Annotated in this window: 20 protein-coding genes and 1 pseudogene; 10 read left to right on the forward strand and 11 right to left on the reverse strand. The window is 45.5% G+C overall.

The features are described from left to right. Positions 1-6 precede the first annotated feature (6 nt). Entirely contained in the window at positions 7-2,649 is a 2,643-nt protein-coding gene (locus AAEY83_RS02930; protein ID WP_198013375.1) for an alpha/beta fold hydrolase, read from the reverse strand. A gap of 478 nt (positions 2,650-3,127) precedes the next feature. Between AAEY83_RS02930 and AAEY83_RS02935 the strand changes: the two genes are divergently transcribed. Together AAEY83_RS02935 and AAEY83_RS02940 are read left to right on the forward strand one after the other, a co-directional pair. Then, positions 3,128-5,119, forward strand: a complete 1,992-nt coding sequence (locus AAEY83_RS02935) for a hypothetical protein (RefSeq protein ID WP_025646939.1) — start codon at positions 3,128-3,130, stop codon at positions 5,117-5,119. A 51-nt stretch (positions 5,120-5,170) separates the two neighbouring features. Continuing rightward, positions 5,171-7,024, forward strand: coding sequence for a hypothetical protein (locus AAEY83_RS02940; protein WP_025646940.1), 1,854 nt, complete (start codon positions 5,171-5,173; stop codon positions 7,022-7,024). A 111-nt stretch (positions 7,025-7,135) separates the two neighbouring features. Here AAEY83_RS02940 and hutI read toward each other — a convergent pair whose 3' ends face one another. From hutI to hutU, 5 genes are all read right to left on the reverse strand, one after another. Further along, positions 7,136-8,431, reverse strand: coding sequence for an imidazolonepropionase (gene hutI, locus AAEY83_RS02945; RefSeq protein ID WP_025646941.1), 1,296 nt, complete (start codon positions 8,429-8,431; stop codon positions 7,136-7,138). 123 nt (positions 8,432-8,554) lie between these two features. Next, on the reverse strand, positions 8,555-9,637 hold the full coding sequence (hutG, locus tag AAEY83_RS02950; protein WP_025646942.1) for a formimidoylglutamase: 1,083 nt from the start codon (positions 9,635-9,637) through the stop codon (positions 8,555-8,557). Positions 9,638-9,675: 38 nt separating this feature from the next. Continuing rightward, a complete protein-coding gene (gene hutH / locus AAEY83_RS02955; RefSeq protein ID WP_037059733.1) occupies positions 9,676-11,238 on the reverse strand; it encodes a histidine ammonia-lyase in 1,563 nt (520 codons plus the stop codon). A gap of 128 nt (positions 11,239-11,366) precedes the next feature. Then, positions 11,367-12,731 (reverse strand): YjiH family protein, encoded by a 1,365-nt coding sequence (locus AAEY83_RS02960; RefSeq protein ID WP_025646944.1) that lies wholly within the window; start codon positions 12,729-12,731, stop codon positions 11,367-11,369. Between the two features lie 71 nt (positions 12,732-12,802). Beyond that, a complete protein-coding gene (hutU, locus tag AAEY83_RS02965) occupies positions 12,803-14,518 on the reverse strand; it encodes a urocanate hydratase (protein WP_198013376.1) in 1,716 nt (571 codons plus the stop codon). Positions 14,519-14,769: 251 nt separating this feature from the next. Between hutU and AAEY83_RS02970 the strand changes: the two genes are divergently transcribed. Then, entirely contained in the window at positions 14,770-15,555 is a 786-nt protein-coding gene (locus AAEY83_RS02970; protein ID WP_025646946.1) for a UTRA domain-containing protein, read from the forward strand. Positions 15,556-15,902: 347 nt separating this feature from the next. Further along, positions 15,903-16,229, forward strand: a complete 327-nt coding sequence (locus AAEY83_RS02975; protein WP_051397508.1) for a GNAT family N-acetyltransferase — start codon at positions 15,903-15,905, stop codon at positions 16,227-16,229. A 111-nt stretch (positions 16,230-16,340) separates the two neighbouring features. Here AAEY83_RS02975 and AAEY83_RS02980 read toward each other — a convergent pair. Continuing rightward, positions 16,341-16,508 (reverse strand): annotated as a pseudogene (locus AAEY83_RS02980) (YoaK family protein); the annotation flags it as partial. Next, complete coding sequence (locus tag AAEY83_RS19115) at positions 16,448-16,594, reverse strand: hypothetical protein (RefSeq protein ID WP_413771578.1); 147 nt, start codon at positions 16,592-16,594, stop codon at positions 16,448-16,450. The gene AAEY83_RS19115 and the pseudogene AAEY83_RS02980, both read right to left, overlap by 61 nt. Before the next feature lie 703 nt (positions 16,595-17,297). Here AAEY83_RS19115 and AAEY83_RS02990 point away from each other — a divergent pair. Together AAEY83_RS02990 and AAEY83_RS02995 are read left to right on the forward strand one after the other, a co-directional pair. Continuing rightward, positions 17,298-17,906, forward strand: coding sequence for a YceI family protein (locus AAEY83_RS02990; protein ID WP_025646949.1), 609 nt, complete (start codon positions 17,298-17,300; stop codon positions 17,904-17,906). A gap of 112 nt (positions 17,907-18,018) precedes the next feature. Continuing rightward, positions 18,019-18,927 carry a LysR family transcriptional regulator gene (locus tag AAEY83_RS02995; RefSeq protein ID WP_025646950.1) on the forward strand — a complete coding sequence of 303 codons (909 nt, stop codon included), beginning with the start codon at positions 18,019-18,021 and terminating at the stop codon, positions 18,925-18,927. A gap of 111 nt (positions 18,928-19,038) precedes the next feature. Here the strand turns inward: AAEY83_RS02995 and AAEY83_RS03000 are convergent, their stop codons facing one another. After that, positions 19,039-19,695 carry an IS1595 family transposase gene (locus AAEY83_RS03000; RefSeq protein WP_025646951.1) on the reverse strand — a complete coding sequence of 219 codons (657 nt, stop codon included), beginning with the start codon at positions 19,693-19,695 and terminating at the stop codon, positions 19,039-19,041. A gap of 99 nt (positions 19,696-19,794) precedes the next feature. Here AAEY83_RS03000 and cadR point away from each other — a divergent pair, with 99 nt between their 5' ends. Together cadR and AAEY83_RS03010 are read left to right on the forward strand one after the other, a co-directional pair. Then, entirely contained in the window at positions 19,795-20,217 is a 423-nt protein-coding gene (cadR, locus tag AAEY83_RS03005) for a Cd(II)/Pb(II)-responsive transcriptional regulator (RefSeq protein ID WP_037059735.1), read from the forward strand. A gap of 161 nt (positions 20,218-20,378) precedes the next feature. After that, positions 20,379-21,305: a bestrophin family protein gene (locus AAEY83_RS03010; protein ID WP_025646953.1), complete on the forward strand. Its 927-nt coding sequence runs from the start codon at positions 20,379-20,381 to the stop codon at positions 21,303-21,305. Positions 21,306-21,342: 37 nt separating this feature from the next. Here AAEY83_RS03010 and AAEY83_RS03015 read toward each other — a convergent pair whose 3' ends face one another. Together AAEY83_RS03015 and AAEY83_RS03020 are read right to left on the reverse strand one after the other, a co-directional pair. Next, a complete protein-coding gene (locus tag AAEY83_RS03015) occupies positions 21,343-22,161 on the reverse strand; it encodes an IclR family transcriptional regulator (protein WP_025646954.1) in 819 nt (272 codons plus the stop codon). A gap of 36 nt (positions 22,162-22,197) precedes the next feature. Then, positions 22,198-23,352 (reverse strand): acyl-CoA dehydrogenase family protein, encoded by a 1,155-nt coding sequence (locus AAEY83_RS03020; RefSeq protein WP_025646955.1) that lies wholly within the window; start codon positions 23,350-23,352, stop codon positions 22,198-22,200. A gap of 365 nt (positions 23,353-23,717) precedes the next feature. Between AAEY83_RS03020 and AAEY83_RS03025 the strand changes: the two genes are divergently transcribed. Both AAEY83_RS03025 and AAEY83_RS03030 read left to right on the forward strand, forming a co-directional pair. Beyond that, positions 23,718-24,494, forward strand: a complete 777-nt coding sequence (locus AAEY83_RS03025) for an enoyl-CoA hydratase (RefSeq protein ID WP_025646956.1) — start codon at positions 23,718-23,720, stop codon at positions 24,492-24,494. Positions 24,495-24,539: 45 nt separating this feature from the next. Beyond that, complete coding sequence (locus tag AAEY83_RS03030; RefSeq protein ID WP_037059738.1) at positions 24,540-26,120, forward strand: 3-hydroxyacyl-CoA dehydrogenase; 1,581 nt, start codon at positions 24,540-24,542, stop codon at positions 26,118-26,120. Positions 26,121-26,182: the final 62 nt, after the last annotated feature.

Raw genomic sequence — 26,182 nt, forward strand, 5'->3', positions numbered from 1 at the left:
TGGAGACTAGTCCACTTTTATCGCCAAAGATACGGTAAAAATACCAAAGCGATCGATGCGCATATCAATCTTTTTAAACCCTGCCTGCGTGACAAGTTGATCCATCTCTGCTTGCGAGCGGCAGCGCATCACCCAGCTACTGCCGCGATGATTGTTTAAGGTTTTGCTAATAAACTCTTGCTCAGGATGCCATGGCTGATTGGTATAAAGCAAATAACCGTTAGGCGCTAAGCTGTCATTTATACCTGCGAGCGCAGTACTGACCAAGGTATTGTCGGAGAATAATTCAAACACCCCTGAAGCGATTGCTACATCGAAGGCGTTTGCGGCACTATTTTTGACATTTGGTAAATTATTGCCTTGATTATCTTTATAGCTGGCATCGTCAAAAGCGTCTTTTTGCACCGCATTGACCCGATTATCTAAGCCTAATTTGACTGCCTTATTTGTGATCACTTGCACATTGTGCGCGTCATAATCGCGCATCTCAGCTTGTAGTTGCTCATACTCTGCTAATAAATCAAAAACGTAATAGCCATTACCACTAGCAATATCGAGAATACTTAACGTTGACTCATTATTTTCGGTTTCGCTGTTTGTAGTCAGGATTTGCATACGCTGATCCAGTGCCTTTCGCCCAAGCTCTAACAAATGCTGACGGCGTATCCGAATCCCTTGCCAACCGATATTGCTCAGATAAAACTTATCGACCGCTTTACCAAAAGCATTGCTACCTTTTGGCGCGTTGGCATAGACTTTGTCAAGCGAGCTGCCAGAGTCAAAACCATGCTCTAGGCCGGTAGCGATAGCATCGCTGACATGGCCAAATTTTTGCATAGCAAAGCGGGTCATAGCAAAGCTTGGGTTAAAGGGTTTAAGGGCAAGGCGATCGACTTTATCTTTACTGGCGCTATTGAGGTGAGCGCCGGTTAGATCCATTTTATCAGTGCTGTTCGCGAATAAGCTATCGGCAAAGTCGATACAATCAGCGAAGATGTCAGCCTTATTAGTCTCATGAAATATCGCATGAAAGCTATCTGGGTATAGCTGCCAGCGCTTATTAGGCGAGCTTAATTGCTCATAAAACTGACGTTCAGCTTGCTTGTCGACCACATAGTCTTTGCCCGCGCATAGTATAAAAGTTGGCGCGGTAATAGCGCCAGCATCATCAAGCAGACGTTGACCAGTTGCATGAGTGTCAATAAGCAAGTCACTTGATATTGATCCTGAAATCAGTGGGTCTGCATTATAAGCGGCTTGCGCGTCTTTATCATGGGTCAGGACTTGCGCTTTGACATAGCTCGATACTCTGGACATCAAACCAAATTTACGCGCGACTTTAAGAGCCGGAATCGCAAAGGGAATATATAGACGGATGCTGAGCGCCGGCGTGCCAAGGATCATACCGCGAATATTTGGCGCATAATCGTGTACCCAAGCGGCAGTTAATACCGCTCCTATACTACTGGCCACGATCACAGTATCCTCTAAGCCAATACCTGTTTGCTGAGTGACTAAGGTCACAAAGTCATTGAGGTCGCGCTCAAGCTCTGTAACGCTATCGGCGTGGTCTTTGATACCGCCTGAGCGCCCATTACCGCGTGCATCCCAAGCAAACACTTGATAACCGGCTTGGACAAAGCGCTCTGCTAACTCTGTTAAACGTCCCGAATGCTCATGACCTCGGTGCAAGAGGATGACTTGCTTTTGCTCGGGCTGTTGCTTAGATAGATTAGCCAATTGCGCTAATGGCATGGTTAACCAATAGCGATAATAGAGCGCCGTACCATCGTAAGCATTAAAGCAGCTGTGCTCAGTGATAATACGAGCTGATATATTAGCGGTATTGGCTGATGCTTTGACAGAGTTTTTTTCAGCTTTATTAGTAGGTTCGGTTGGCATATTAGCGCGTCCTTGTGAGCGAATGGTGGAAGAGGCCTCGACAGACTTGGCTATTGGCGGCGGATGATAGTGGTTGAAGTAAAACTTTGCGATAAAAGCGAGGCGATTAAGCGAGGTCTTGATGAGTAATAGCTGATTGAGCAAAAATAAAGGCTTTATATAACCAATACGAGGCTGACGATGAGCCATACAATTAACGCAAGGCTGAGCAAAGGCCATAAAAAACCCAATAGCGCCTAACTCAAAGGCTCGATCGCTTTTACCCAATGGCCCATGATTGGCGCGTTCACCAGTGGTTAGACTGGCGCTAATGGCCACCACTTCCGTTAGCATACTTAAGCTATTAATGAGCTTTAGATGAGTGTGATTGGAGAGTTTGGCGGAAGACAGATCCTGTGGAAGCTGTAAAGCCTTAGGACTAAAATATAGCTTGTTGCCAGTAGTGGTAGGTATATGCGGGGACAAACTCGCTATTAATAAATAGTCTGAGACTATATCACCACCTTCATTGAGCACCGCTCCTAGATTTGAGGCTTGCTGGTGCTCCTTTGCCATCATGCCATCGATGGCGTTTAATGCCATACGCACAAAGAGCGCTACAGGTAATATGAGCCAGATACGCGCATTTCGCTCAGTAGGGTTGTTCGTTAGGGTGTTATTATTCGCTTGCGGCGCTATATTGGCTATAACATAAGCGCTACCAGCACTAAGCACAATAGCGCTAACAGTGACTTGATTGGCACTCACGCCAAAACTTACCAAGGCATCACTGATAGGCCGCAACTGATTTTGAAATTGAGTCTTTAGCTGATATATAGACATAGTCAATAAGGTTCAGATACGAGTGATAAAATGACAACTGACCAATAAGCGCAGATGTAAAAGTACTAACAAATCCTACCACAACTATAAAGCGTTAAGATAAATAAAATCAAACATTAGTTCTAGGGATGATTTAGCCAATTTTTGTATGAACAGAATTAGGGCGTGTCCCTAATGTTTTTTTGAATAAATATCTCCTTTTTTTCGTAATATCCCTTAAACTTGTTGATATGTTGCTCAATCGTAACGTTTCTTGTATCAAGCAACTACAATGGAGCTAAATTAACCGAAGCAAATGGTAGCAACCCTGTATAGCACTAGATAACTTAAAACAAAAAAAGGGATTTTTATGTCAGTTATTCATCACAAGAAATCACCATATTCACTTTCAATGCTAAAGTTGATGCCAATTTCTATGCCGATGGCGCATCTGCAGCGTACCAAACGCAAATGGCTATCGCGCGCCAGTTATACGTTACTATTAGCGAGTAGCGCTGCGGTTATGAGCGGTTGTCAGTCTAATAAGTCGTTAGATAGCTCTAATCACAGCTCCGCTGCGCTCATCGATTTTAGCGTTGTCGACCCTGCGGTTATGCAAGCACAAAGTGAAGCTTTTAATCAAAGCCTACAAGCGCACGACGAGCGTTATGAGCGGCTCTTCGATCAAACCCGCTTCCCTAATAGTGATAGCCAAGCCAAACGGCATTTAATAAGTGCTATTCGTCAACATTTAGCGACTGGTCATGTCGCGGTGGCACAGGCTAACTATAATGCCGTGCCTTTTATCGATGCCGATAGTATCGATGCTGGCTCGACAGGGTTACTCAGAACGATTCTTGAAGTCTACGGCCATCGCGAAGCGCAAGAGAATGATGATTACGGAAATCATAGCGATTATGACTATGATGACTATGATGACTATAATAACTATAACGACTATGAAAGCCATAACGAAACCGCTGCAGATGCAGTGAGCGCAGCGGCTGACTTTGAAGTCGCTTATGAAGTGGATGGTTATGAGTATGATAGCGATGGCTACGATATCGATGGTTATGACGAATACGGTTATGATCGCAGCGGCTACGATTATGACGGGTTTGATGAGGAGGGCTATGACAAAGAAGGCTATGATTACTACGGTGAAACCGCAGAGGGTTATAACAATGGCAGCCGCGATACTAGCTTGCGCGCGCGTATAGCCAGTAACAATCCAAAACAGTGGTTGGCAGATTTTGAAGCACTGCAAGCGGCCAAACAAAGCGAGAAGGTTAAACCAACCAACCCTGCAGCCAATCCGGTCAAATCCTCTCCTGGCGCTATCAGTATGGTTTTAGATATGCTGCATAAAACCCCCGAGCAAGTCGCAGCTACCAACGCTTATCAGTATAAATATTTGACCTTTAATAGCGTTAGTCAATATCTACCAAAACAGCGCCAGTTTAAGATCGTCTACAGCTACGATTACGCTGCACCTACTATTAGCTCATCGGTGCAGTTGCCGTTAGCTTTAGATTTCAATACCAGTAAAGTCACCTTAGATCCAGCGCTTATCATGCCGCTGGTGGCTTTAGCCAATCCTGAGGATACGCCGACGCAGATGACAGCGCATACGGTGGACTTTGGTTTACCTGAGGCTATCACTTCTCAAGTGCCAACTGCAGTCATCTATGACGCTGCTATCAATGCTATGCAGGCAAGCATGGCAGAGTTGGCGCCCGAACACTTCAGCGCCGTTGATATTCGAGAAGATGAATTTGCAAAACAAGTGGGCGCCGCGCGAGCAGTCAAAGTTAACTTTGGTAGCAAGCAAACAGGCGAGATCATCGGCAAAATGCTCAAATATATGAGCCAGTCGCTACAACAATATGTCGACGCTAATCCTGCTCAGTACCCAGATAACGCTATGCTAAAAAAGGCAATAGATAAAATACAGCTCTACAACAAGGGCTATCAAAGCGCTGATGTCGGTGCCTTATTGCAGCTGGTAGAAGCGATCTTCCCTATCTCCTTTAATCAAGTGAATTACTACTACCTTGATAGCTCAGATGATTTATTGGGCAAGCAGCAACGGATCAATTTCGGTGGCGACTTGATAGGCTCAAACACGACTGTATTGAACCAAGTACGCTATGATCGCCGCAGCTTTGAGAGTAGTCCATTAACTCCACTACTGACGCAAACATTTGGCGCAAACTCGCAGCCCGCACTTGATGGCAACGCTTGGCTTGCCGAGCAGCATCAACAAAAACAAAGATTAGAGCAGGCTCGCTACGCACGTTATGACTACGCTTATGAAGATGCCTATGAAGATGTTTATGAAGACGCATACGAAAATGGCTATGAAAGTGCTGACGATGACAACGACATGGATAACGCTACTAATAGCGCAGATTAATAAAGGATATAACTAATTTAAAATTAGTAACAAGCTTTTTAAGGATAAAAAATGAAAACTCAAATCAAGCCAGTAGCGTTATCTGTAGCTACAAATACCATTATGGCTAAGCGCTCGCTAGTCAGTAGCGCCTTGTTGGTTGGTAGTGTAGCGCTAACGGGTTGCCAGTCTATGAGTACCAACTCAAGCAGTGTGACTAATGTTGCCGCCAGTCAAAACGCGGCAAAAACAAGCTTAGAGAGCGCTCTAAAAAAACAGCGCCGTAGCTCGTTTAGTTACCATAGCAACATTGAGATCAGCAATGAGCAGCAGTTTACCAATGTAGACCAAACGCAACTAGTCGCCGCAGAGACTGCCGCCAGATATTGTGAAGAGACCCATGATCAGGCCTATGCAGATTTGATTGCCCAAGCACAAGCGCAAAACTTAGAGCTGTCCGCACCGCAGTATAAGGTACAGCGCAGCGCACTTAAAAACAAATATTTAGCGTGTAGGGACGCTTATCAAGCTTGGCAGGCTAAGAGAGCTGATGACTATTATGATAGCTATGATGACTATGACAGTGACGAGAATGAAGCTATAGTCGAAGTCAGTGAACCGTTAGCTATCGAAGCGGAAGGGCAAGAGGGCGCCACTATCCTTGAAACCAGTATGATAAAGGGCAATCCTCTTAATGAAAAACAGAATGGAAGTACTTCACAGGCGGTAAGCCCTTATTATCAGCAGCTATTTAATAACTATGAGGATAAATCAACGCCACTCGATATTAAAAAAGCGCAATTGCTTGACGCGTATTTGCTCAAGCCTTTATCCATCAATGCGCAAGGCGTTTATCAGCCGCTAGCTGGCAGGTTTACGATGCTGATGAGCGCTCAGTATCATGCGCGTAATAATCGTACTACTATTAGTCAGCCTATCTATGTCGATTTTAAGACCGGTAATATCTATCTATGGGCTGATAACTTTGCACTACTGACCTCTGAATTTGCCGATGATAAGCTTGGCACTCAGTGGCAAAACAAATGGCTACGCTTAGCGCTTGATGACGGTAGCTTGCCCAAAGGCTTCGGTAAGTCAGTGATTAAGGCGCACTTTGAAGCCTTAGACCGCACTTATGAAGCGGCGCCCGAGAGTCAGTTTGACTATATTGCGCCGACGACTTTAGCGACTCTATCGCCCAAACTGCCTACGCCGCAGCTAAATACTATGCAGCAAACGCCGCAAATCATCCGCCGCGTACAAAGTGCTGAGAGCTATGAGCAGTTTTATAAAGATTACGTCAGTATCTTTTATGAGCGGATGACTAATCAGTATCCTGAGCTTATAAAAGAAGCCAAGGCTTATGAGCCAAGCGCTCCTCGCCCTGATGCAACTAAGCTCACTAGCAAAGTACTCGTGCAGCAAGCTTTATCCTTGATGAAAAACGTCACTGATCGACAAGCAGATAGTATCGTCAATGACGTATTCGAAGGCGCAGCGCGTTCTGATAATGAAGCGATGAATAATAAAGTTGCAAACCAGCAGCCAATGATTCAAACGCTATATGGTTTGAGCCCACGCGGGCAGATACAATGGCAGCATCAGCGCAGCCAATATGCAGACTCACAAAAAGTCAATAAAGGGCTGACAATCGATGTTCTGCAGCAATATATGCCTGTCTCCTCAGCTATAGCGTTCCCAAACTTGCCAGCGGATAAACAAATCCCCAATGCTAGTAATAGTATCGATATTAGAGAGTACGGGCGTGAGCTGATGCAGTATTATGAAGAAGGCAATGGTACTGCAATTGGAAAAATGCTCTATAGCACTTTGCCTATGGCCAAGACCATGTACAGTGGAACCGTGGAGCAAGCACAGTATCAACAGACGAACCTAGAAGCTGTTGAGGAAGAGATTGCAGAGTAGTGGTTTTGGCTAAACTCTAAGTATAAAATAACCGCTTGGCGCTATTTAACGATAGCTTCAAGCGATTATTATATTCAACAAGACCTAAGTCATAAGTCTTATGGTTATAAATTAGCGCCATTGACCTTGATACATCGTTCCTAGGATAGGATTGAGCCCGATCTGATAAGCCAGATCAGCAGGGCGGGCGATGTCCCACAGCACTAAGTCTGCATCGCAGCCGACAGCGATTCTGCCCTTGTTGTTTAATCCTAGTGCCTTGGCCGCATGAACCGTAGCTCCTGCGAGCACCTCTTCTGGCGTTAAGTAAAACAACGTACAGCCCATATTCATCGCGAGCAGCAAAGAAGTTAGGGGTGAGGTGCCAGGGTTGCAATCGGTGGAGATAGCCATTGAGACCTTGTGCTGACGCAAAGTCTCTATCGGTGGCAGCTTAGTATCACGTAACGTATAAAATGCGCCGGGTAATAATACTGCGACGGTGTCGCTTGCGGCCATCTTCTTGATATCGTCCTCTGATAAATGCTCTAAGTGATCACTAGATAGTCCTTGATAATCAGCGACCAGTGCACTCGCGCCAATATTAGAGAGCTGCTCTGAATGCAGCTTGACCGGCAATTCAAGCGCGCGCGCCACTTCAAAAACCTTTCTGATTTGCTCACTACTAAAAGCTATCCCTTCACAAAAGCCATCGACAGCATCGACTAAGCCCTCACGATGCAAGATAGGCAACCACTCACACACTTGCTCGATATATTCATCAGCGCGGTCTTTATACTCTGGAGGCAAGGCGTGGGCGGCAAGATAGCTGGTGCGGACATCGATATGATGTTTTTCGCTAAGCTGACGGGCGACAGTGAGCATTTTGCGCTCAGTCTCCAAATCTAAACCATAGCCGGACTTGATCTCGATACTAGTCACGCCCTCGCGCATGAGTGCAAGTAGCCGCTTCTCACTTTGTGCAAATAATTCATCGCTACTGGCGGCGCGGGTTGATCTCACCGTTGAGACAATACCGCCGCCTTGCTCGGCGATGTCTTGATAGCTGGCACCATGTAGGCGCGCTTCAAACTCGTTGCTGCGGTTACCGGCATATACCAGATGAGTATGACAATCAACGAGACCTGGCGTTATCCAGTTGCCCTTAGCATCAGTAATCTGCTGGTTTTGATAGCTAGATAAAAAGCTTGATATCTCATCTTGAGCGCCTATCCAAGCAATTTTGCCATTGTTAATACCGATAGCGGCATTTTCTAGCTGACCGTAGGGCATATTATTACTGTTATTATCTGCACTTATATCAAAGCCATACTCAGCCGAAAAAGTCGCGAGATTGGCATTGATGATGAGGCTGTCAAACGATGTCATAGCGTCATCATTATTGATCTGTTTGGTAGAGTTGGTCATAATATGCTCCTGCTCATTTTAGGTGAAAGCTAGCGCGTTTATAGTTTTCAATCGAAACGGGGTAGAGTGCATTTCATGCACTATTTAACTCAGGTTTTATTAAATTATTCAGGTTTTATTAAATTATATAGTTAGTAAGCAGCGTTCAACGATGGTAGATAATAGACGCGCCGCCACCTTACAACTGCGGTTGTCAATATCATAAGTGGGATTAATCTCGGCAATATCTGCTATTTTAACTTTGCCTGAGTCCATGATGAGTTTGACCGCGCGCTCCACAAAACCTAAATTGATACCATAAGCTGCCGGAGCGCTAACACCAGGCACCACGCTTGCTGGCATACAATCCATATCAATCGTAAGATAGATAATGTCCACTTGCTCGATAAAGTTAGTGATTTGCGACGCTAGCTTTTTCCATTTTTTATGATTACAGTCTTCATCGCTAATGATTTGCACGCCTAAATCATCGGCGCGATCAAATAGGGCAGCAGTGTTTGATAGACGACTGACGCCAATGCAACAGTAATGAAAAGGCTGATTAAAGGCTTGTAGATGCTCAGCGATTTGCCGAAACGGCGTACCAGATGTGGGAGCATTGGCGGCACGAATATCAAGGTGCGCATCGAAATTAATAATACCGATGACTGTCTGAGCTTTTATTTTGTCTTGATCACTCGGCGCTGTTTGCATGGCTTGCCATAGACCCAAAAAGCTACCGTAAGCTATGGCGTGACCACCACCAAGACCGATCGCTAAGCTGCCTTGTTTAATCACACTTGTAATGACATCAGCATAGCACTGCTGCGCCTCCTCCAAGATTTGTTCAGCAAACTCATCATTGTCCTCACACTCGATGTCGCCGGCATCAGCCATTAAAGTTGTCAGCTTACCCTCAAAGCTGTCTTGAATCTCTTTGATAACAGGGAGACTAGCAAAGGTGCTTTTTAGTAGTGGCGGAGCCGCCCGTGCACCAATACGGCCTTGATTGCGGCGCACGCCTTGATCGCAAGCAAAGCCTACTAAAGCAATGTGTTGACTGGGCTTGTCGCCTTTATTACCTTTATTAATTTCATCAGCTTTATTAAAGCTATAAGGCTGAGCAAGCTGATACCAATAGCGGGCGCGCTGTGTCTCGAACGGCTCAACGCGGCCTGTCCACAGACTCATATCTGCTTTTGTATGCTGTACCATGATGGCTGGCATGATCGGGCTCCTTTACAATGCTCTATTAATACAAGGCGCTACTTTGATAGATACCAGTCTGCGCGCAAATCTTGCCAGTGGCGCGTGAGCTCACCACTTAATACCAGCTGTTTGGCCGCTTCTATATCAGGCGCAAGATAGCGGTCTTTATCATAAAAGCTCACTTTATCACGCAAGCTGTTATGAGCGGTTTGTAGGGGCTTTGAGGTATCAAGACCTTGTCGAAAATCGATACCTTGTCCGGCAGCCAGCAGCTCTATACCGACAATGGTCGATGTGTTTTGTACCATCTCATATAGTCGGCGCGCTGCATACGTTGCCATCGATACATGATCTTCTTGGTTAGCAGATGTTGGGATGCTATCGACGCTACCAGGATGGGCGATAGATTTATTCTCAGAAGCCAGTGCTGCTGCGGTTACATGAGCAATCATAAAGCCTGAGTTTACCCCAGCGTTATCGACTAGGAATGGTGGCAGACCAGCTGACAAAGTTGCATCGATCAGCAAAGCGACACGGCGCTCAGACATCGAGCCGATCTCAGCAATCGCTAATGCCAAGATATCAGCGGCAAAAGCCACCGGCTCGGCATGGAAATTACCGCCAGAGATTGCCACGGGGCCATCTTCATTATTGAAGATCAGCGGATTATCAGTCACTGCATTGGCTTCGATAAGTAGCGTTTGCCCGGCTTGATTGATAATGTCCAAGCAAGCACCCATCACTTGTGGCTGACAGCGCAGACAGTAGGGATCTTGTACGCGATCATCTTGCTCGCCCGCGTGTGAGGCACGAATCGCGCTGCCTTCGATCAAGCTTCTATGCGCCTGAGCAATCTGAATCTGCCCATGATGACCACGCACTTCATGAATACGCGCATCGAACGGGGCATCTGAACCTTTAGCAGCATCAATGGACAGTGAGCCGACGATAGTGGCTGACTCTAGTAAATCACGCGCGTGGAAATAACCACGCAAAGCAAGCGCCGTCGATACTTGTGTGCCGTTGATGAGCGCCAGCCCTTCTTTGGCTGCCAGGGTGATTGGCTCAAGACCATGCTGCGCTAGCGCATCAGCAGCTGATACGAGCTTGTCTTTTACAAATACTTGCCCTTCGCCCATAATCGCCAACGTCATGTGCGAGAGCGGCGCTAGATCTCCTGAGGCGCCAACTGAACCTTTAGCCGGAATATACGGGGTAATTTGGTTATTGATTAAGCCCAGTAAGCTGTCGACAACGAGGCGACGTACGCCTGAGACGCCTTGCGCTAGACTGGCAACTTTCATTACCATAATCAGTCTGACTACATCAGCAGGTAGGGCATCTCCCGTGCCGACTGAATGCGAGATGATCAAATTGCGCTGTAGCAGCTCTAATTGATCATCGCTGATTCGGGTTTTAGCCAGTAAGCCAAAGCCGGTGTTAATGCCGTAGGCGCTCTTATCACGCTCAATAATGGTTTTGACATTGTTATGCGAGGCGTCAATATCCGCGTAAGCACTCTCAGGCAAGCTCAATACCACGGGCTGATCGTAGATGTCGCGTAGCATCTTAAAGCTAAGCTGGCGTGGGTGTAGGGTTAGTTGTTTGATGTTGCTCATAAGGGTAATCCTAGGGTTGTAAGCGGTGTTAATGGTATTATTTTTAAGACAAATCGTTATAAAGTTGAGCTATCTAGGTGTTTTTAGGTACTTCAATATTTAATACGTCTCATTTGATGTCACTGCTATCAACCAATCCAGTTAAGGTAGATGGCCAATTGACCAAAAGGCGCGGCAATTAAAATACTAAGTACCACGCGCTCAAACCAAATGATGACCATTTTACCAACAGAGATTGGAATCTCGGTTGCAAGGACACAAGGAATCATGGCGGAGAAAAACAGCACGCTACTAATGGAGATGACCCCTGCGACATAGCGCGTCAGTACATCTGCGTCACTCAGTAGTAGTGCTGGCAAGAACATCTCAGCCAATCCTGCTGACATACCTTTGGCAGCGACCAGCGGGTCTGGTAGGCCGCCAAGCCATGTAAATGGATAAAGCAGTAACCCTAAGGCATCGAACACGGGTGTATATTTTGCTAATAGCAATCCAGTCAAGCCGACCGCAATGATAGAGGGTACAATAGCCGCTGCCATCGTCAGGCCATCACGAAAATTAGACCACAAAATTTGTTTGAGGTCAGTGGCTCGGCGTGAGGTGGACAAACCCAAATCAAAAGCTGCCGCTAGTCGTTTACCTCTTGCGTGATCGAGGGTTGGACGCTCCATCTTATCATCAAACAGACTAATGGGCGGAATCCGAGCAGTAATCGCAGTGACCAAAAAGGTGATGATTAGTGTTGACCAAAAAAAGAGGTTCCAAAATTCCATGATTCCAAGCGTTTTGGCAACAATTACCATAAATGCGGCCGATACCGTCGAAAAGCCAGTGGCGATAATGACGGCTTCACGCGCTGAATACTGTTTTTGCAAATACACACGATTGGTAATGAGCAGACCGATAGAGTAGCTACCGACAAAGGAAGCAACGGCATCAATCGCCGATGATCCCGGCGTTTTCCAAATGGGTTTCATGATGGGTTGCATCAGCACACCAACCATCTCAAGCAGCCCAAAGCCCACCAAAAAGGCTAAAATCAGCGCACCAATGGGTACAATCATTCCGACGGGTAGTGCCAGTTTTTCAAATAAAAACGGCAGCATATCGGCTTCCATTATAAAGGAAGGTGCCGCGCCAGAAACATACATTACCGCCAATATCAGACCAATGACCTTGAAACCAGTCATAATCATATGAGTGATATTCTTACGCCACGAGCCGTCGATAAATGGTTTACTCACGCCGTAGAGCATGAGTAAAAACAATAGCGTGACAGATAAAGTATGCTGCTGCGTCACCAAGTAGGTCGCGCCATGATCGAACAATATCGTGCTTTTTTCACCAATGGTAAACGGCACAAAGAACATCACCAGACCGATAGCACTAAAGACAATCAGCTGTATCAGTGCCACAGGCTTTGATAGCAGTTTTTTTGACGATGTCGTTGCATGGTCATCATGCAGATCAGAGGTGGTGTCTTGTTCAATCATATTATCCTCCTTGATAAATAGGCGATTATGTCCTTCTGCCTAGCTACAAGCTCATAAGGACAGAGGGCAAATTATTTGATCATCGGTAGCTTTAAGCCATAGTCTTTTGCGGTTTTGATCGCCAGCTCATAACCAGCATCGGCATGACGCATGACGCCTGAGCCGCAGTCATTGACCAATACGCGTGACAAGCGTTTGGCTGCGGCATCTGTGCCGTCAGCGACAATCACCATGCCTGAATGCTGCGAGTAGCCCATACCAACGCCGCCGCCATGATGTAGTGATACCCACGTTGCGCCGCCTGCGACGTTGAGCATAGCGTTGAGTAGCGCCCAATCAGAGACCGCATCCGTGCCATCTTTCATGCTTTCAGTCTCACGGTTGGGGCTGGCAACCGAACCGGTGTCTAAATGGTCACGGCCGATGACGATAGGGCCTTTGAGCTCGCCATTTTTGACCATCTCATTAAACGCCAGACCCGCTTTGTCGCGCTCGCCAAGGCCAAGCCAACAGATCCGCGCCGGCAAGCCTTGAAAGTGAATGCGCTCTTTTGCCATATCAAGCCAGCGATGTACATGGGTGTTCTCGGGGAATAGCTCTTTGATTTTCTGATCGGTTTTGTAGATGTCCTCAGGATCTCCTGATAAGGCGACCCAGCGAAACGGCCCTTTACCTTGGCAAAACAGCGGGCGGATATAAGCAGGGACAAAACCGGGGAAATTAAAGGCATCTTTGACGCCTTCATCAAACGCCACCTGGCGGATATTGTTACCGTAGTCAGTCGCTGGTATACCCATGTCTTGTAGATCTAGTATGGCCTGTACATGCACCGCGCAAGACTGCGCCGCCGCTTTGGTCAGAGCTTGGTGTTGACTTGGGTCTTCTTGCGCCGCCTTCCATTCTGCAACCGTCCAGCCACTTGGCAAGTAGCCATTGATTAAATCATGCGCTGAGGTTTGGTCAGTGACTAGATCAGGTTGTATCTCGCCGTCTTTGGCGCGCTTAACTATCTCGGGTAAAATATCGGCGGCATTGCCGAGTAGGGCGATAGAAATAGCTTCGCCTGCAGCAGTATGCTGCTTGATCAGCTCGTAGGCATGGTCAAGATCGTCCGCTTGCTTATCGACGTAACCGGTACGCAAACGAAAATCAATGCTCGACTGTTGGCACTCAATATTCAAAGAGGTTGCGCCAGCAAAAGTCGCCGCTAGCGGCTGCGCGCCGCCCATGCCGCCAAGTCCAGCAGTCAAGATCCAGCGTCCGCTCCAGTCACCATCATAATGCTGACGACCTGCCTCGACAAAGGTCTCGTAAGTGCCCTGTACAATGCCTTGAGTCCCGATGTAGATCCAGCTCCCCGCTGTCATCTGCCCATACATAAATAAGTCTTTACGATCGAGCTCGTTAAAGTGCTCCCATGTCGCCCAGCGCGGTACTAGGTTTGAGTTGGCAATCAAGACGCGCGGCGCGTCTTCATGAGTTTGAAATACGCCCACCGGTTTGCCAGATTGCACCAACAGCGTTTGGTTATCTTCAAGCTCTTTGAGGGATTCTAATATCTGATCATAGCTCTCCCAATTGCGCGCCGCGCGGCCGATACCACCATAAACGACTAAGCTCTTTGGGTTTTCGGCGACATCAGGATGTAAGTTATTTTGTAGCATACGAAACGGCGCTTCGGTCAGCCAGCTTTTACAGTGCAGCTCGCTACCAGTAGGCGCAGCGATTTCACGGCTGTCATCACGGCGAGTAAAGGTAGACTCTTGAGGGGCTAATGGAGTAGTCATCATCATTCCTTATGATTATCTAAAAAGCAGTTTCGGTATTAGTAAATAATTGCACGATACATATTCGTATGAAAAAGTTGTATATACAAATTATCAATAATTGAATCGGCTTGCAAGTACTTTTTATCATTATTGACTCTGTCAAAATCGTATAATGATGGTTATAGTAAGGCTCATAATCTCATAAGAATGTTTTCTCAGTGCAGGCTGATGCCCTGTAACGACAGGGCGAAGCAATAGGTATAATTGAAATGACTACCAAAAATAGTAAAAAAAGCCCGGCGTATCAGCGTATTAAGACAGCAATTCTGCATAACATTCATAGCGGTAAATGGCAGGCAGGAGAGGCGATATCGACCGAGATGGCGCTAGCAGAAGAGTTTGGGGTGTCGCGTATGACGGTCAACCGGGCGTTAAAAGAGCTCAGTGAAGAGCGGGTATTAGAGCGCCGCCAAGGCTCTGGCACCTTTGTAGCGCAGCAGCAGTTTAATCATACCTTTGTCGAGGTGCGTAATATCGCCGAGGATCTAAAGTCCGCCAATCGCGATTATCAAGCGCAAGTGGTGAGCACGCGAAGTCTTACCCAAGAAAATTTAGCAAACGAGTTGCCTAAAGAAGTGTACGATAGGTTTAGCGATATCCTAGTAAAGTCTAAGCAAAGTAATAGCGCTCAGTTAGCAAAAGAGGATCTTCCAGAAGCACTAGTATACGAGGTGAAAATTATCCATTTGGCTGATGGACTACCAATACAGTTCGAAGAGCGCTGGGTTGACGCGCAGCAGTTGCCTGATTTTATAGAGCAAGATTTTAGGGTCGTGAATACTAGCGACTATCTGATTGAGCAGACTCCATTAGAGCGAGGTAGCTATACTATTCAAGCGCTAGCGGCGCCTAAAGATATCGCTCAAGCTCTACAAATAGCGCCTAATTCGCCAACTTTAATGCTCCAGCGCCAGACTTATTCAGCGGGTAAGGTGCTAACGGTGGTAAAGATGTGGCATGCCGGCGAGCGCTATCAGTTTGCAGGGGAGCTATGATTAGTGATGATTGTTATTTTAGTCCGTCATCAAACGCTTATCGCTATTATCAAGTTTAAAGAGGCTAAGCTAAAAAAAGCATACAATTGACGTACTATAATATCTGCGCTGTTGTTGACATAAGCTACTAGGGCGTGTCCCTAATTCAAGCGTTTATGACTAAATGGGCTAAAAATGGCTAAATCTTTGGCAAACGGTGTCAAATAGCTGGTCAATATCTTGATATTACCTTCGCTATTTTCCTTGTTTGCCTGCGATTTATCTCATTTTCATCACCATTTTTGAAATAGGGACACGCCCTAATATGAATTGGCGTATTAAATTCAAACCATAAAAAGAGAGTAACAATGTCGAATCAAGGTGAGATGAATTACGAAGTTATTGATAATAAAGACAAAAAACGTTTTGAAATTCATATCGATGATCAAATCGCTTTAGAGGATTACGAATTCTTTACCACCTCTCAAAGCGAGAAGGGTATTAAGTATAAGCATACTGAAGTGCCTGATGCGCTTGGCGGCCAAGGTATCGCAGGCTACTTAGTCAAATATATCTTAGACGATGCAGCGGCCAAAGGTTTACGGGTCAAACCCACTTGTCCTTATGTAAAGTCCTATATCGACAAGCATCCAGAATACCAAGCCGATTCGGTATTTCATGACGCAACAGCTTAAGGTATTAAGCTAAGGTATCAAGGTACTAACTTAAGCTGCTAAGCCGATATAGATAGTACGATAGTAATAGCCAACAAAGAAGCCATGACGAATCATGGCTTCTTTTCTTGTTGCAATCATAAAAGCGGTCAAAAATAGCGCTTCTGCGAGTAATAAATGGCTGAGTACCCGCTGTTGCTGCTTGCTCCTATCGATATATACCTTTGTAATAACGACCGTTAAGATAAACAGTGGCACCGATGCCAGCTTAATCCACAAGCCATCTTCCCTTTTAACCAAACCCTAGATACGCCCATAGACTCCATATAGTCGGCCGTACCTGCATATCCTGTAATCTTCGAAAACCCTAAAAAAATAAAAACCATTGATATGAATAAACGGTTAATCGGTGCACTTAATTCTTGTAATTTATCGATAGTGCTTCTTCAAAATTAGTTTATAAGTTAAGACTTTATAAGTAAAACGCTTGTCATAAGCTGCATAATGGCGCTATTATATTTTTTAACAAAAAAGTAATAAACCATATTAATTACAAATATGAGTTCTTTATATAAGAACAATACTAATGTTAAAAGTATGGTTAAATATCTAAATCATGTAACTAGCTCACCTAACTTATACCAGTATGAGAGCTTGACCTAAATCTTTTATAGTCCAAGCGCTTTATACCAAGCTTTGATGTGTTTTAAGTTATAAGTGCCAAAAGTTATGTGTGTTTATGTGTGTTGAAGATACTGAAATTACATTATTAATTGCGCTACTAATATAGTAGCTAAGCAATTAGTATAGGGCTTATATAGTAAGAATAAACATTTGACAAGTGGCTTTGGTAAAACCATACAAAAAGCAACGCAATGACACATATCTTTAGCAGGTTCGGCATTTATTTTTTCTAGTTTTTGCTAAAATTAGTGTCTTAATCTATTAGGCATGCTTAATAAAGCGTGCATTTACATGAATGCAAATCTCTGTGCTTAGCTCGTTTCACTTAACTTAACTGCACTTAACTGATTTGTATTTAAACGGTTTGACTTAATTAGTCTGTACTCAATAAAAGGATGATCCAATATGGCCTCACAATTTTTAAAACAAGCCAATCGCGCTGTCGCTATCGCCGCTGTCAGTGGTCTTGGTGTATTTAGCACAGTTGGACACGCTGCAACTTATGAGCTCGATCCCAACCACACTGCGGTACGCTTTAGCGTAGATCACTTCGGTACTTCTACCAATGCAGGCGGTTTCTACGATTTGTCAGGTATCCTTGAGTACGCGCCTGAAGCACAAAAGGGCTTCGTTGGCATTACTATTCCTATGGGCAGCTTGAGCACAGGACTCAAAGCCTTTGATAATCATCTAAAATCTGAAGATTTTTTTAATGTCAAAGAATATCCGACGGCATATTTCAAATCTACCAACTGGCAGTTTGATGGTGATAAAGTCAAAACAGTCACCGGCGATCTGACCTTACTAGGGGAGACGCATCCGGTAACTTTGACAGCCACTAAGTTCAATTGCTACAACAGCCCAGCATTAGGCGTCGAGGCTTGTGGTGGTGATTTTGAAACCACTATCGACAGAACCAAATGGGGTATCGATACCTACACAGACGGCGGTGTCATGAAAAACGTCAAGCTAGTGGTGCAGGTTGAGGGTAGCAAAAAAGCTGATCTCAAATAGCCGCTTTTAAGTGCTAACTTAGTTTGTCAGCTAACTTTTGATTGAGTAAGGGAGGTTCTCTAGATAGAATCTCCCTTACTTTTTTGAAATAAACCATAATAAGGCGGTTAACATGGGACAGTTTGAAGACATGTCGATGTTTGTACGTGTTGTCGAAGCAGGTAGTATCACCAAAGCCGCTGAGCAATTAAATATCGCTAAGTCAGCGGTAAGTCGGCGCCTAAAAGATTTAGAGACGCGCTTAGGTAATCAGCTTATCAGCCGAACCACGCGTCAATCTAATCTGACTGAGGCTGGCGAGCAGTACTATCAGCGAGCGTGCAGTATATTGAACGAAGTTGACGCGCTCAACGAGCAGACCAGCGGCTCGCCTACGCGTATCGAAGGTACACTGAAGATGACCGCGCCGTTAACTTTTGGTTTGATGCATCTTAGCGGTGTGATTGATGATTTTGCCAATCAGCATCCCGGCTTGAGCTTTGAGCTGGACTTCTCTGATCGTCATGTAGATCTGGTCGAAGAGGGCTTTGAGTTGGCCATTCGTATTAGAGAATTGCAAGACTCTACACATCAAGCCAAGCGTTTAGCGCTGATTCGTTACGCTCTGTGCGCGAGTCCTGATTATCTAAAAAAAATGGGCACGCCAACAACTTTAGAAGATCTCAAGGAGCATCAGTTTTTGCAGTATGGCCTTGGCAAAGATAGCAGCATAGCGCTAACGGACGCCGAAGGTAAAACGCATACAGTCGCTACTCAATCAAAAATAAAAGCCAATAACGGCGACTTTTTACTCGATATGGCAGTAAAGGGTCAAGGTATTGCTTTTTTGCCTACTTTTATTACCTATAAGACCTTGGCAAGCGGTGATTTGGTATCTTTGCTTGAGGACTATCAACTGCCGACCTTAAATGCTTATGCTGTCTATCCAAAAAATCGATTTTTGTCGCAGCGCTGCCGCTACTTAATTGACTTTATTGCTGAGCGTTTGGGTGATGATCCTTACTGGGATAACCCTCTATAAGTGCGGATAAGTGATAAGCAAAAGCAAGCAGACCTTAGTAGTATGTGAAAGCGGGTATAAAGCGTAAACCATTGCTGCTAGTATTATTTTAGGGGCTGTAGTAGATAAGGATTAAATATCACACCATTTTCTCAAGGTTTTCAGCTGATTAGATGGTGAGCCATAGTTAAACCTAAACTCGCACTCTTTTAAAAATAAATGGAAATGCTTCTTATCAATCCCATTATACTTTCTGAGTGGTCGTTTAGACTGATTCCAAAAGTTCTCAATGCCATTGATGTGATTGTTTTTACCACAAGTAAACTCTTTAGAGTGACTGACTCTAAAGAGTTTAAACTCGCTCACATCTAATGCATTATAACTTCGATAGCTATCCGTATAAACAAAGCTGTCAGGCTTGATTTTACGCTTGATGACAGGCATTAGGGTGGTTTGTTTGGTGTCTGCTACGACAATGGTATAAACCTTACCATTTCGTTTTAGGATACCAAATACAGCGGTTTTACCAGCAGCCCCGCGACCTCTTTTACCTTTGCGTACACCGCCAAAATAACTTTCATCTAATTCGACCTTACCATCAAAAAGTTCATCAGCTTCTAATGAGAGATGGTAATCTATCACAAGTCTTATTTTATGATAAAAAAGTGCAGCAGTATTAGGCTGAATATCAAGCAAATCTGCGGCTGTTCTAGCAGTCACTTCAGCTGTGAAAAACTCTAACAGTCGTCTCTGTACTTTTTTACTGAGTTTACAACGGGTTATCTTCATAAAAGTAGTCTAGCATAGTGCTTATCTACTATAGCCCCCAGATTTTTATAATGAACCTTATAGCTACTTTATGGTTTAGAGCAATAAAAGGGGAGGGTAATGGCAGTCAAAGCACCCATTAAAATCGGTGAGCTTGCTCGGCGCACAGGGGCGACGGTTGAGACCATTCGTTATTATGAAAAAGAGCAGTTATTGCCGGAGCCTTTTCGTAGCCAAGGCAATTATCGGTTATATCGTGAAGAGCACATCGAGCGCCTGCAGTTTATATTGCACTGTCGTACGCTTGATATGAGTTTGGATGAAGTGCGCGTGTTACTGCAGTACTGGGATACTCCAGATAAAAACTGCGGAGAGGTCAATGAGTTATTAGAGGAGCATATTGAAACCGTAGAGACACGCATGCAAGAATTGCGGCAATTAAAGCAGCACTTAATACAGCTGCGCCAAAAGTGTACAACAGAGGCACCTGCTGAATCGTGCGGGATACTACACGCGCTTGCGGATGACTCTTGTCATGATTAGTCGAATATTCTAATGATTAATAACGGTATGCAAGTTATTACCTAAGCACTGCCACCGCATGGAAAAGTTTCATGCTAAAATCGCCAGTCATTATTTCTCAGTAGCTAGTACCCAAGTAGTTGACCCCGCGTACCTCGATATCAGATTTATAGGAAGCTGTCATGATCGTTTGGCAAAAACCGAATGCCTTTAGAATACTCTTCACCTTACGCGGTTCTGTCATTCCTCATATCTATCTGCAAGTTTTACTGATTACTTTACTTAGCGCAGTCATCTCAGCCGTCCAGCACTGGATTCCAGGCTCCTTTCCCTCTTATGGTGCTGCGCCTTTTACCTTACTGGGTATTGCTTTATCTTTGTTTCTCGGCTTTCGGAATAATGCCAGCTACCAGCGCTGGTGGGAGGGACGCTGCTTATGGGGTCAGTTGGTATACGATGCTCGTAGCTTTACTCGGCAGGTACTATCCTTTATAGACGACGACACTGATAGTGGACAGCGCGCGCAGCGCTCTATGGTGCAGCTGACGATTGCTTTTACTCACGCCCTCAGGCACAGACTTCGTAATACTTGCCCTTGGGAGGATGTTGAGCGTTTTGTAGCGCCGGAGCATCACGCCAGTATGCGTAAAGCCGGTAACCTTCCTGAATATCTCTTGCGATTAATCGGCAAAGAGCTTAGCCGTAGTCGACGTGAGCAGCTGACATCTGATCTTATGATCCAAAATATGGACGAACGCGTCACCTCGATGACTATAGTTTTGGCAGCTTGCGAGCGCATTCATAACACGCCATTGCCATTTGCTTACACCTTGCTGGTGCACCGTACCACTTACCTGTACTGCTTTATGCTGCCTTTTGGCTTGGCGACGTCTTTAGGCTGGGTCACCCCTTTAGTCTGCGGCGTCATTGCGTACACCTTTTTTGGCTTAGATGCTCTCAATGAGGAAATTACCAATCCATTTGGCGTGGATGCTAATAATTTGGCTTTGACTTCTATTTCTCGCACTATCGAGATCAATTTGCTAGAAGCTCTGGGCGAAACGGATCTGCCGCCTGAGCTTATGTCTGAGGGCGGTTATTTACAGTAGTTGGTTTGAGTGTAAGTGCTCGTTTTTCTTGATTGAACTAAAGGCTGCTCTCAATATTATACTTCATATGCAGTAGACGCGGCGCAATGTCCTCTTCAATCTTAGTACAGCTAAGTACAAAACTTGGCGCGCCGCAGTTAAAGGTGAGTAGACCCTCGGTAGGGTGCATGATAGCTGTGGCAACGGCATTGACCTCTTTTTGCCAATCACCAAATGAGAAGCAGTAGCCAAAATCCTCATAATCTTTAAACGCTTGCTCTAGGCTTGACTTGATGTTTAACCAGTCTTTATCGTACTTATGACGTATCGCATTCATCATAAAATCTTGTTCAGCAGGTGGCATGCTTGCTAAGCACGCGCGGCCCATAGCTGTTGAGTACATAGGTAGATATGAGCCAACGTTACGCCGCATCGTCGTGGCGCTAGCGCCTTGTACCACATTGAGATACACCATCATCAGCCGATCGCGGGTTGCCATAGCGACGGCGCTATCGGCATAATCTGCTAGCGCCTCCATGTAAGGCGTGACTAAGTTATTGATAGCCATGTTCGCGATCATCGTATAGCCAAAGCCTAAAACTCCAGCCGCTAGCTGATATTTGCCTTTGTTTGTCGCCTGCTTTAGATAACCAAGCTTGACTAAGGTGTAGGTCAGGCGAGTCACCGTACCTTTCGGTAGTCCCGTTAATTGGCTGAGCTCTTGATTGCCAAGCATGGGCTGCTGCGGAGTAAAACATCGGAGTAGCTCAAGCCCGCGAGCGAGCGCGGTGACGAATTGCCGATCGCTTTGATCTTTCATCTCACTTATAGGCTCTAGCAGCTCAAGAGCGCTGCTCGTAGTATTACGAATCGTCATAGGGCGTAGTATTGTAGGTAGTATTCTAGGTTAAGGTTATTCGCTCGCTTCTTTTATCATGTTGCGTGCGATAATGATTTGCTGGATTTGCGTGGTGCCTTCATAGAGACGATACAGACGCACATCACGATAAAAGCGCTCAATACCATAATCCGCAATATAGCCTGCGCCGCCATGTATCTGCACCGCACGATCTGCCACGCGGCCACACATCTCAGTGGCGAACATCTTAGCACAGGAGGACTCAGTCACCACATCTTTACCTTCATCACGCAGGCGCGAGGCATCAAGCACCATAGATTTGGCGGCATAAATCTCCGCCTTTGAGTCTGCGAGCATTGCTTGGATGAGCTGAAAACTGGCAATCGGTTGACCAAACTGTTTGCGATCCACCGCATAACGCAGCGCATCATCTAACATACGCGTGGCAGCGGCAGTACTGGCAGCCGCGATATGCAAGCGACCTTTATCCAGCACCTTCATCGCCGTTTTAAAGCCGATACCTTCGACGCCGCCGATCAAAGCACTCGCTGGCACCACGCAGTTATCAAAGATGACATCACAAGTATGGGCGCCTTTTTGCCCCATTTTTTTATCCCACTTACCTAAGGTAATACCTGGGGTATCGCTCTCAACGATAAAGGCGGAGATGCCGCCCGCGCGTTTGTTTTCAGGGTCCGTACGTGCCATGACAGTGAAAACACCGGCCTCTGGCGCGTTAGTGATATAGCGCTTGGTGCCGTTAATGACATAAGTATCGCCGTCTTTGATAGCGGTGGTTCTAAGCGACGCAGCATCCGAGCCTGCTTCAGGCTCAGTCAAACAAAACGAGCCAATGATCTCGCCGCTGGCAAGTTTGGGGAGGTACTTTTGCTTTTGCTCTTCGGTGCCGTCGATGACCAGACCTGAAGAGCCAATACCATTATTGGTACCGATAAGTGAGCGAAACGCAGGGGAGGTACGACCCATCTCAAAAGCGACAATTACTTCTTCTTCCATCGTGAGTCCAAGACCGCCGTATTCTTCTGGAATGGTCAGCCCAAATAGACCCAGCTCGCGCATTTGATCGATAATCTCTTCTGGCAGGCGATCATTTTCTGCGACCCAATCCTCCATAGGTATCAGCTGGTTATTGACAAACTGGCGCACGGTGTCGACGATGTGGTCGAGGACTTCTTGATCTCTAATCATGAGACTTCCTTGTCTGATGGGAGTAAATGTTAAACACAGTTTGGATAAGTTTGACGTTTATGACTAATAGTACGAATAACGGTTTTACATAAAGCGCTTGTATGAGCTAAATAGCATAATCTATACTAAAGCATATTACAATGATTTCAGTTATGAAAACCGCAGTGCGATATTTATGGATTATTGTTATATAGCTAATCTTAAATAAAAAGAGTATAGCTACAGTAGCGTGCTACTGCTACAAATTTTCCTTGCGTGCTGCGTTCCCAGAGGCTGCGCAAAATTCATCCCAGTAGCACTGTATTTATCTTATATTGGATTGGCTATAAAAACCTACTACTCAAGTACCTATTAAGGATAGCATCATGGAAGAGCTCATTATTACTTGTGAGACGCTAGATAATGGCGTAAGTGTGATAACCCTCAATCGCCCCAAAGTGCGCAACGCCCTAAACGCTGAGTTACGCGCACAGATGGCAGAGATTTTTATTCGATTAAACAATGACCCAAAGACCAAGGCTATTGTGCTCACTGGCGGCAATAAAGTGTTTGCCGCGGGCGCCGATATTAACGACTTTTTGACCGCAAAGACCGTCGATGTTTATTTGCGTCATAGCGAACGCTATTGGGATGCCATCACTGATTGCCGTAAGCCCATTATTGCCGCGGTCAATGGTTATGCGCTGGGCGGTGGCTGTGAGCTTGCCATGCATGCCGATATCATTGTCGCGGGCAAGTCTGCGAAGTTTGGACAACCAGAAATAAAAATAGGATTAATGCCAGGGGCAGGGGGCACGCAGCGGTTGTTTCGTGTCATAGGCAAACATAAAGCCATGAAGCTCATTTTAACGGGCGATATGATAAGCGCTGATCAGGCGGATCAAATGGGGCTAGTGTCTGAAGTGGTGGACGATGAGGCGACTATTAAGCGTGCTATCGAGATTGCTGAGCAGTTGGCAAGCTATTCGCCTATTGCTTTAACCCAAATCAAAGAAGTCGCCAACCTTGGGGTAGACATGCCACTACCCGCGGCATTGGCCTTAGAGCGTAAAGCCTTTCAGATTTTATTCGATACCGAAGATCAAAAAGAAGGCGCGAAAGCATTTTTGGAAAAGCGCGACGCCAACTACAAAGGACAGTAGTCGTTTAAGGGTTTAAGACACCGCTAAATCATATAAAGGAATATTATGACTATCACATTATCAGATATGCAATCATTAGCCATTGTTGGTACGGGTATCATGGGTATGGGCATCGCCCAAATCGCCGCGCAAGCAGGCATTAACGTATTGTTATTTGATGCCAAAGCAGGAACCGCTGAGCAAGGACGCCAATCGCTTCAAGCGACGCTTGAAAAACTTGCGGCTAAGGGGAAGTTTACTGATGAGCAATTGCAAGCGACTCTATCAAACTTAACCGTGATTGAAGATATCGCGCAAATTGCTGAAGTAGACATCGTTATCGAAGCCATTATTGAAAATTTAGAGATCAAACAGCAGTTGTTTAAGCAATTAGACAGCCTTGTTCCTACCGACACCATTTTAGCAACCAATACCTCATCGCTATCAGTGACTGCCATTGCCTCGGTTTGTCAGCATCCAGAGCGGGTAGCAGGGTTTCACTTCTTTAATCCTGTGCCGCTAATGAAAATCGTTGAGGTGATTCCGGGCATCTCTACTGACCATTGTGTTGTAGAGACACTTACCAGTTTAGCCAAACGTATGGGACATTTAGGTGTCGTGGCAAAAGATACGCCAGGGTTTATCGTCAACCATGGTGGTAGAGCTTTTGGTACAGAGGCGCTAAAAATACTAGGCGAAGGAGTCGCTAGTCTTGAGCAGATTGACCGTATTTTGCGCGATGGCGCAGGCTTTCGTATGGGACCGTTTGAGCTGATGGATCTGACAGGGGTCGATGTCTCGCATCCCGTTATGGAGTCGATTTATAATCAATATTACTTCGAGCCGCGCTACCGCCCGCATCCGTTGACGCGGCAAATGTTAGAAGGCAACAAGCTGGGTCGTAAAGTTGACGAGGGGTTTTATCAGTACATAGATGGTAAAAAGCAAGACGGTAAAAAAGCAACAGCAGATACCGCTCAAGAGTCTTTTTCTAACGCTGTGTTTGACAAAGCCGTTAATTCAGTTTGGATTGGCGCAGATTTAGCGGCAGATAAACAACAGCTGGTTGATTATCTAAACGCTAATGACATCACTATCGACGATAACAATACCCCAAACCCTAACAGTTTAATATTACTAGCAATTTATGGCGAAGATACCACCAATGCCGCTATGCGTTATCAAGTTGATCCTAAGCAAGCAGTTGCCATCGATATGCTAACGGACTTATCGAAGCATCGTACGTTGATGCCTAGTATTGTTACAGAGGACAAATTTGTCATGCAGGCTTATACTTTATTCGGTAAAAGTTTGGATGAAGGCTCAGATGGTGCTTCGCTAATTAAAGAAAGCACGGGCTTTGTGGCGCAGCGAGTGGTCGCGATGGTAATTAATTTGGGTTGTGATATGGCGCAGCAAGGCATAGCTACACCAAAGGATATCGACAATGCCGTCAAGCTTGGCTTGGGTTATCCGTTCGGTCCGATTTCGTGGGGCGATGCGCTGGGAGCCAAGCGTATTTTACTTATCTTACAGCGTATTTACGCCCTAACAGGTGATCCGCGCTATCGTCCCAGCCCTTGGCTACAGCGCCGCGCTAAGCTTAGTATTTCTCTGTTTACTCAACAAAACAACTATTTAGGTTAATGGCTTATTAATGACTTAGCGCGCCCAAGTATAGTTACGAAATCCCATATTTTAATCAAATA

Source organism: Psychrobacter sp. TB20-MNA-CIBAN-0197 (assembly GCF_040309765.1).
In the GTDB taxonomy this organism is placed as follows: Bacteria; Pseudomonadota; Gammaproteobacteria; order Pseudomonadales; family Moraxellaceae; genus Psychrobacter; species Psychrobacter submarinus.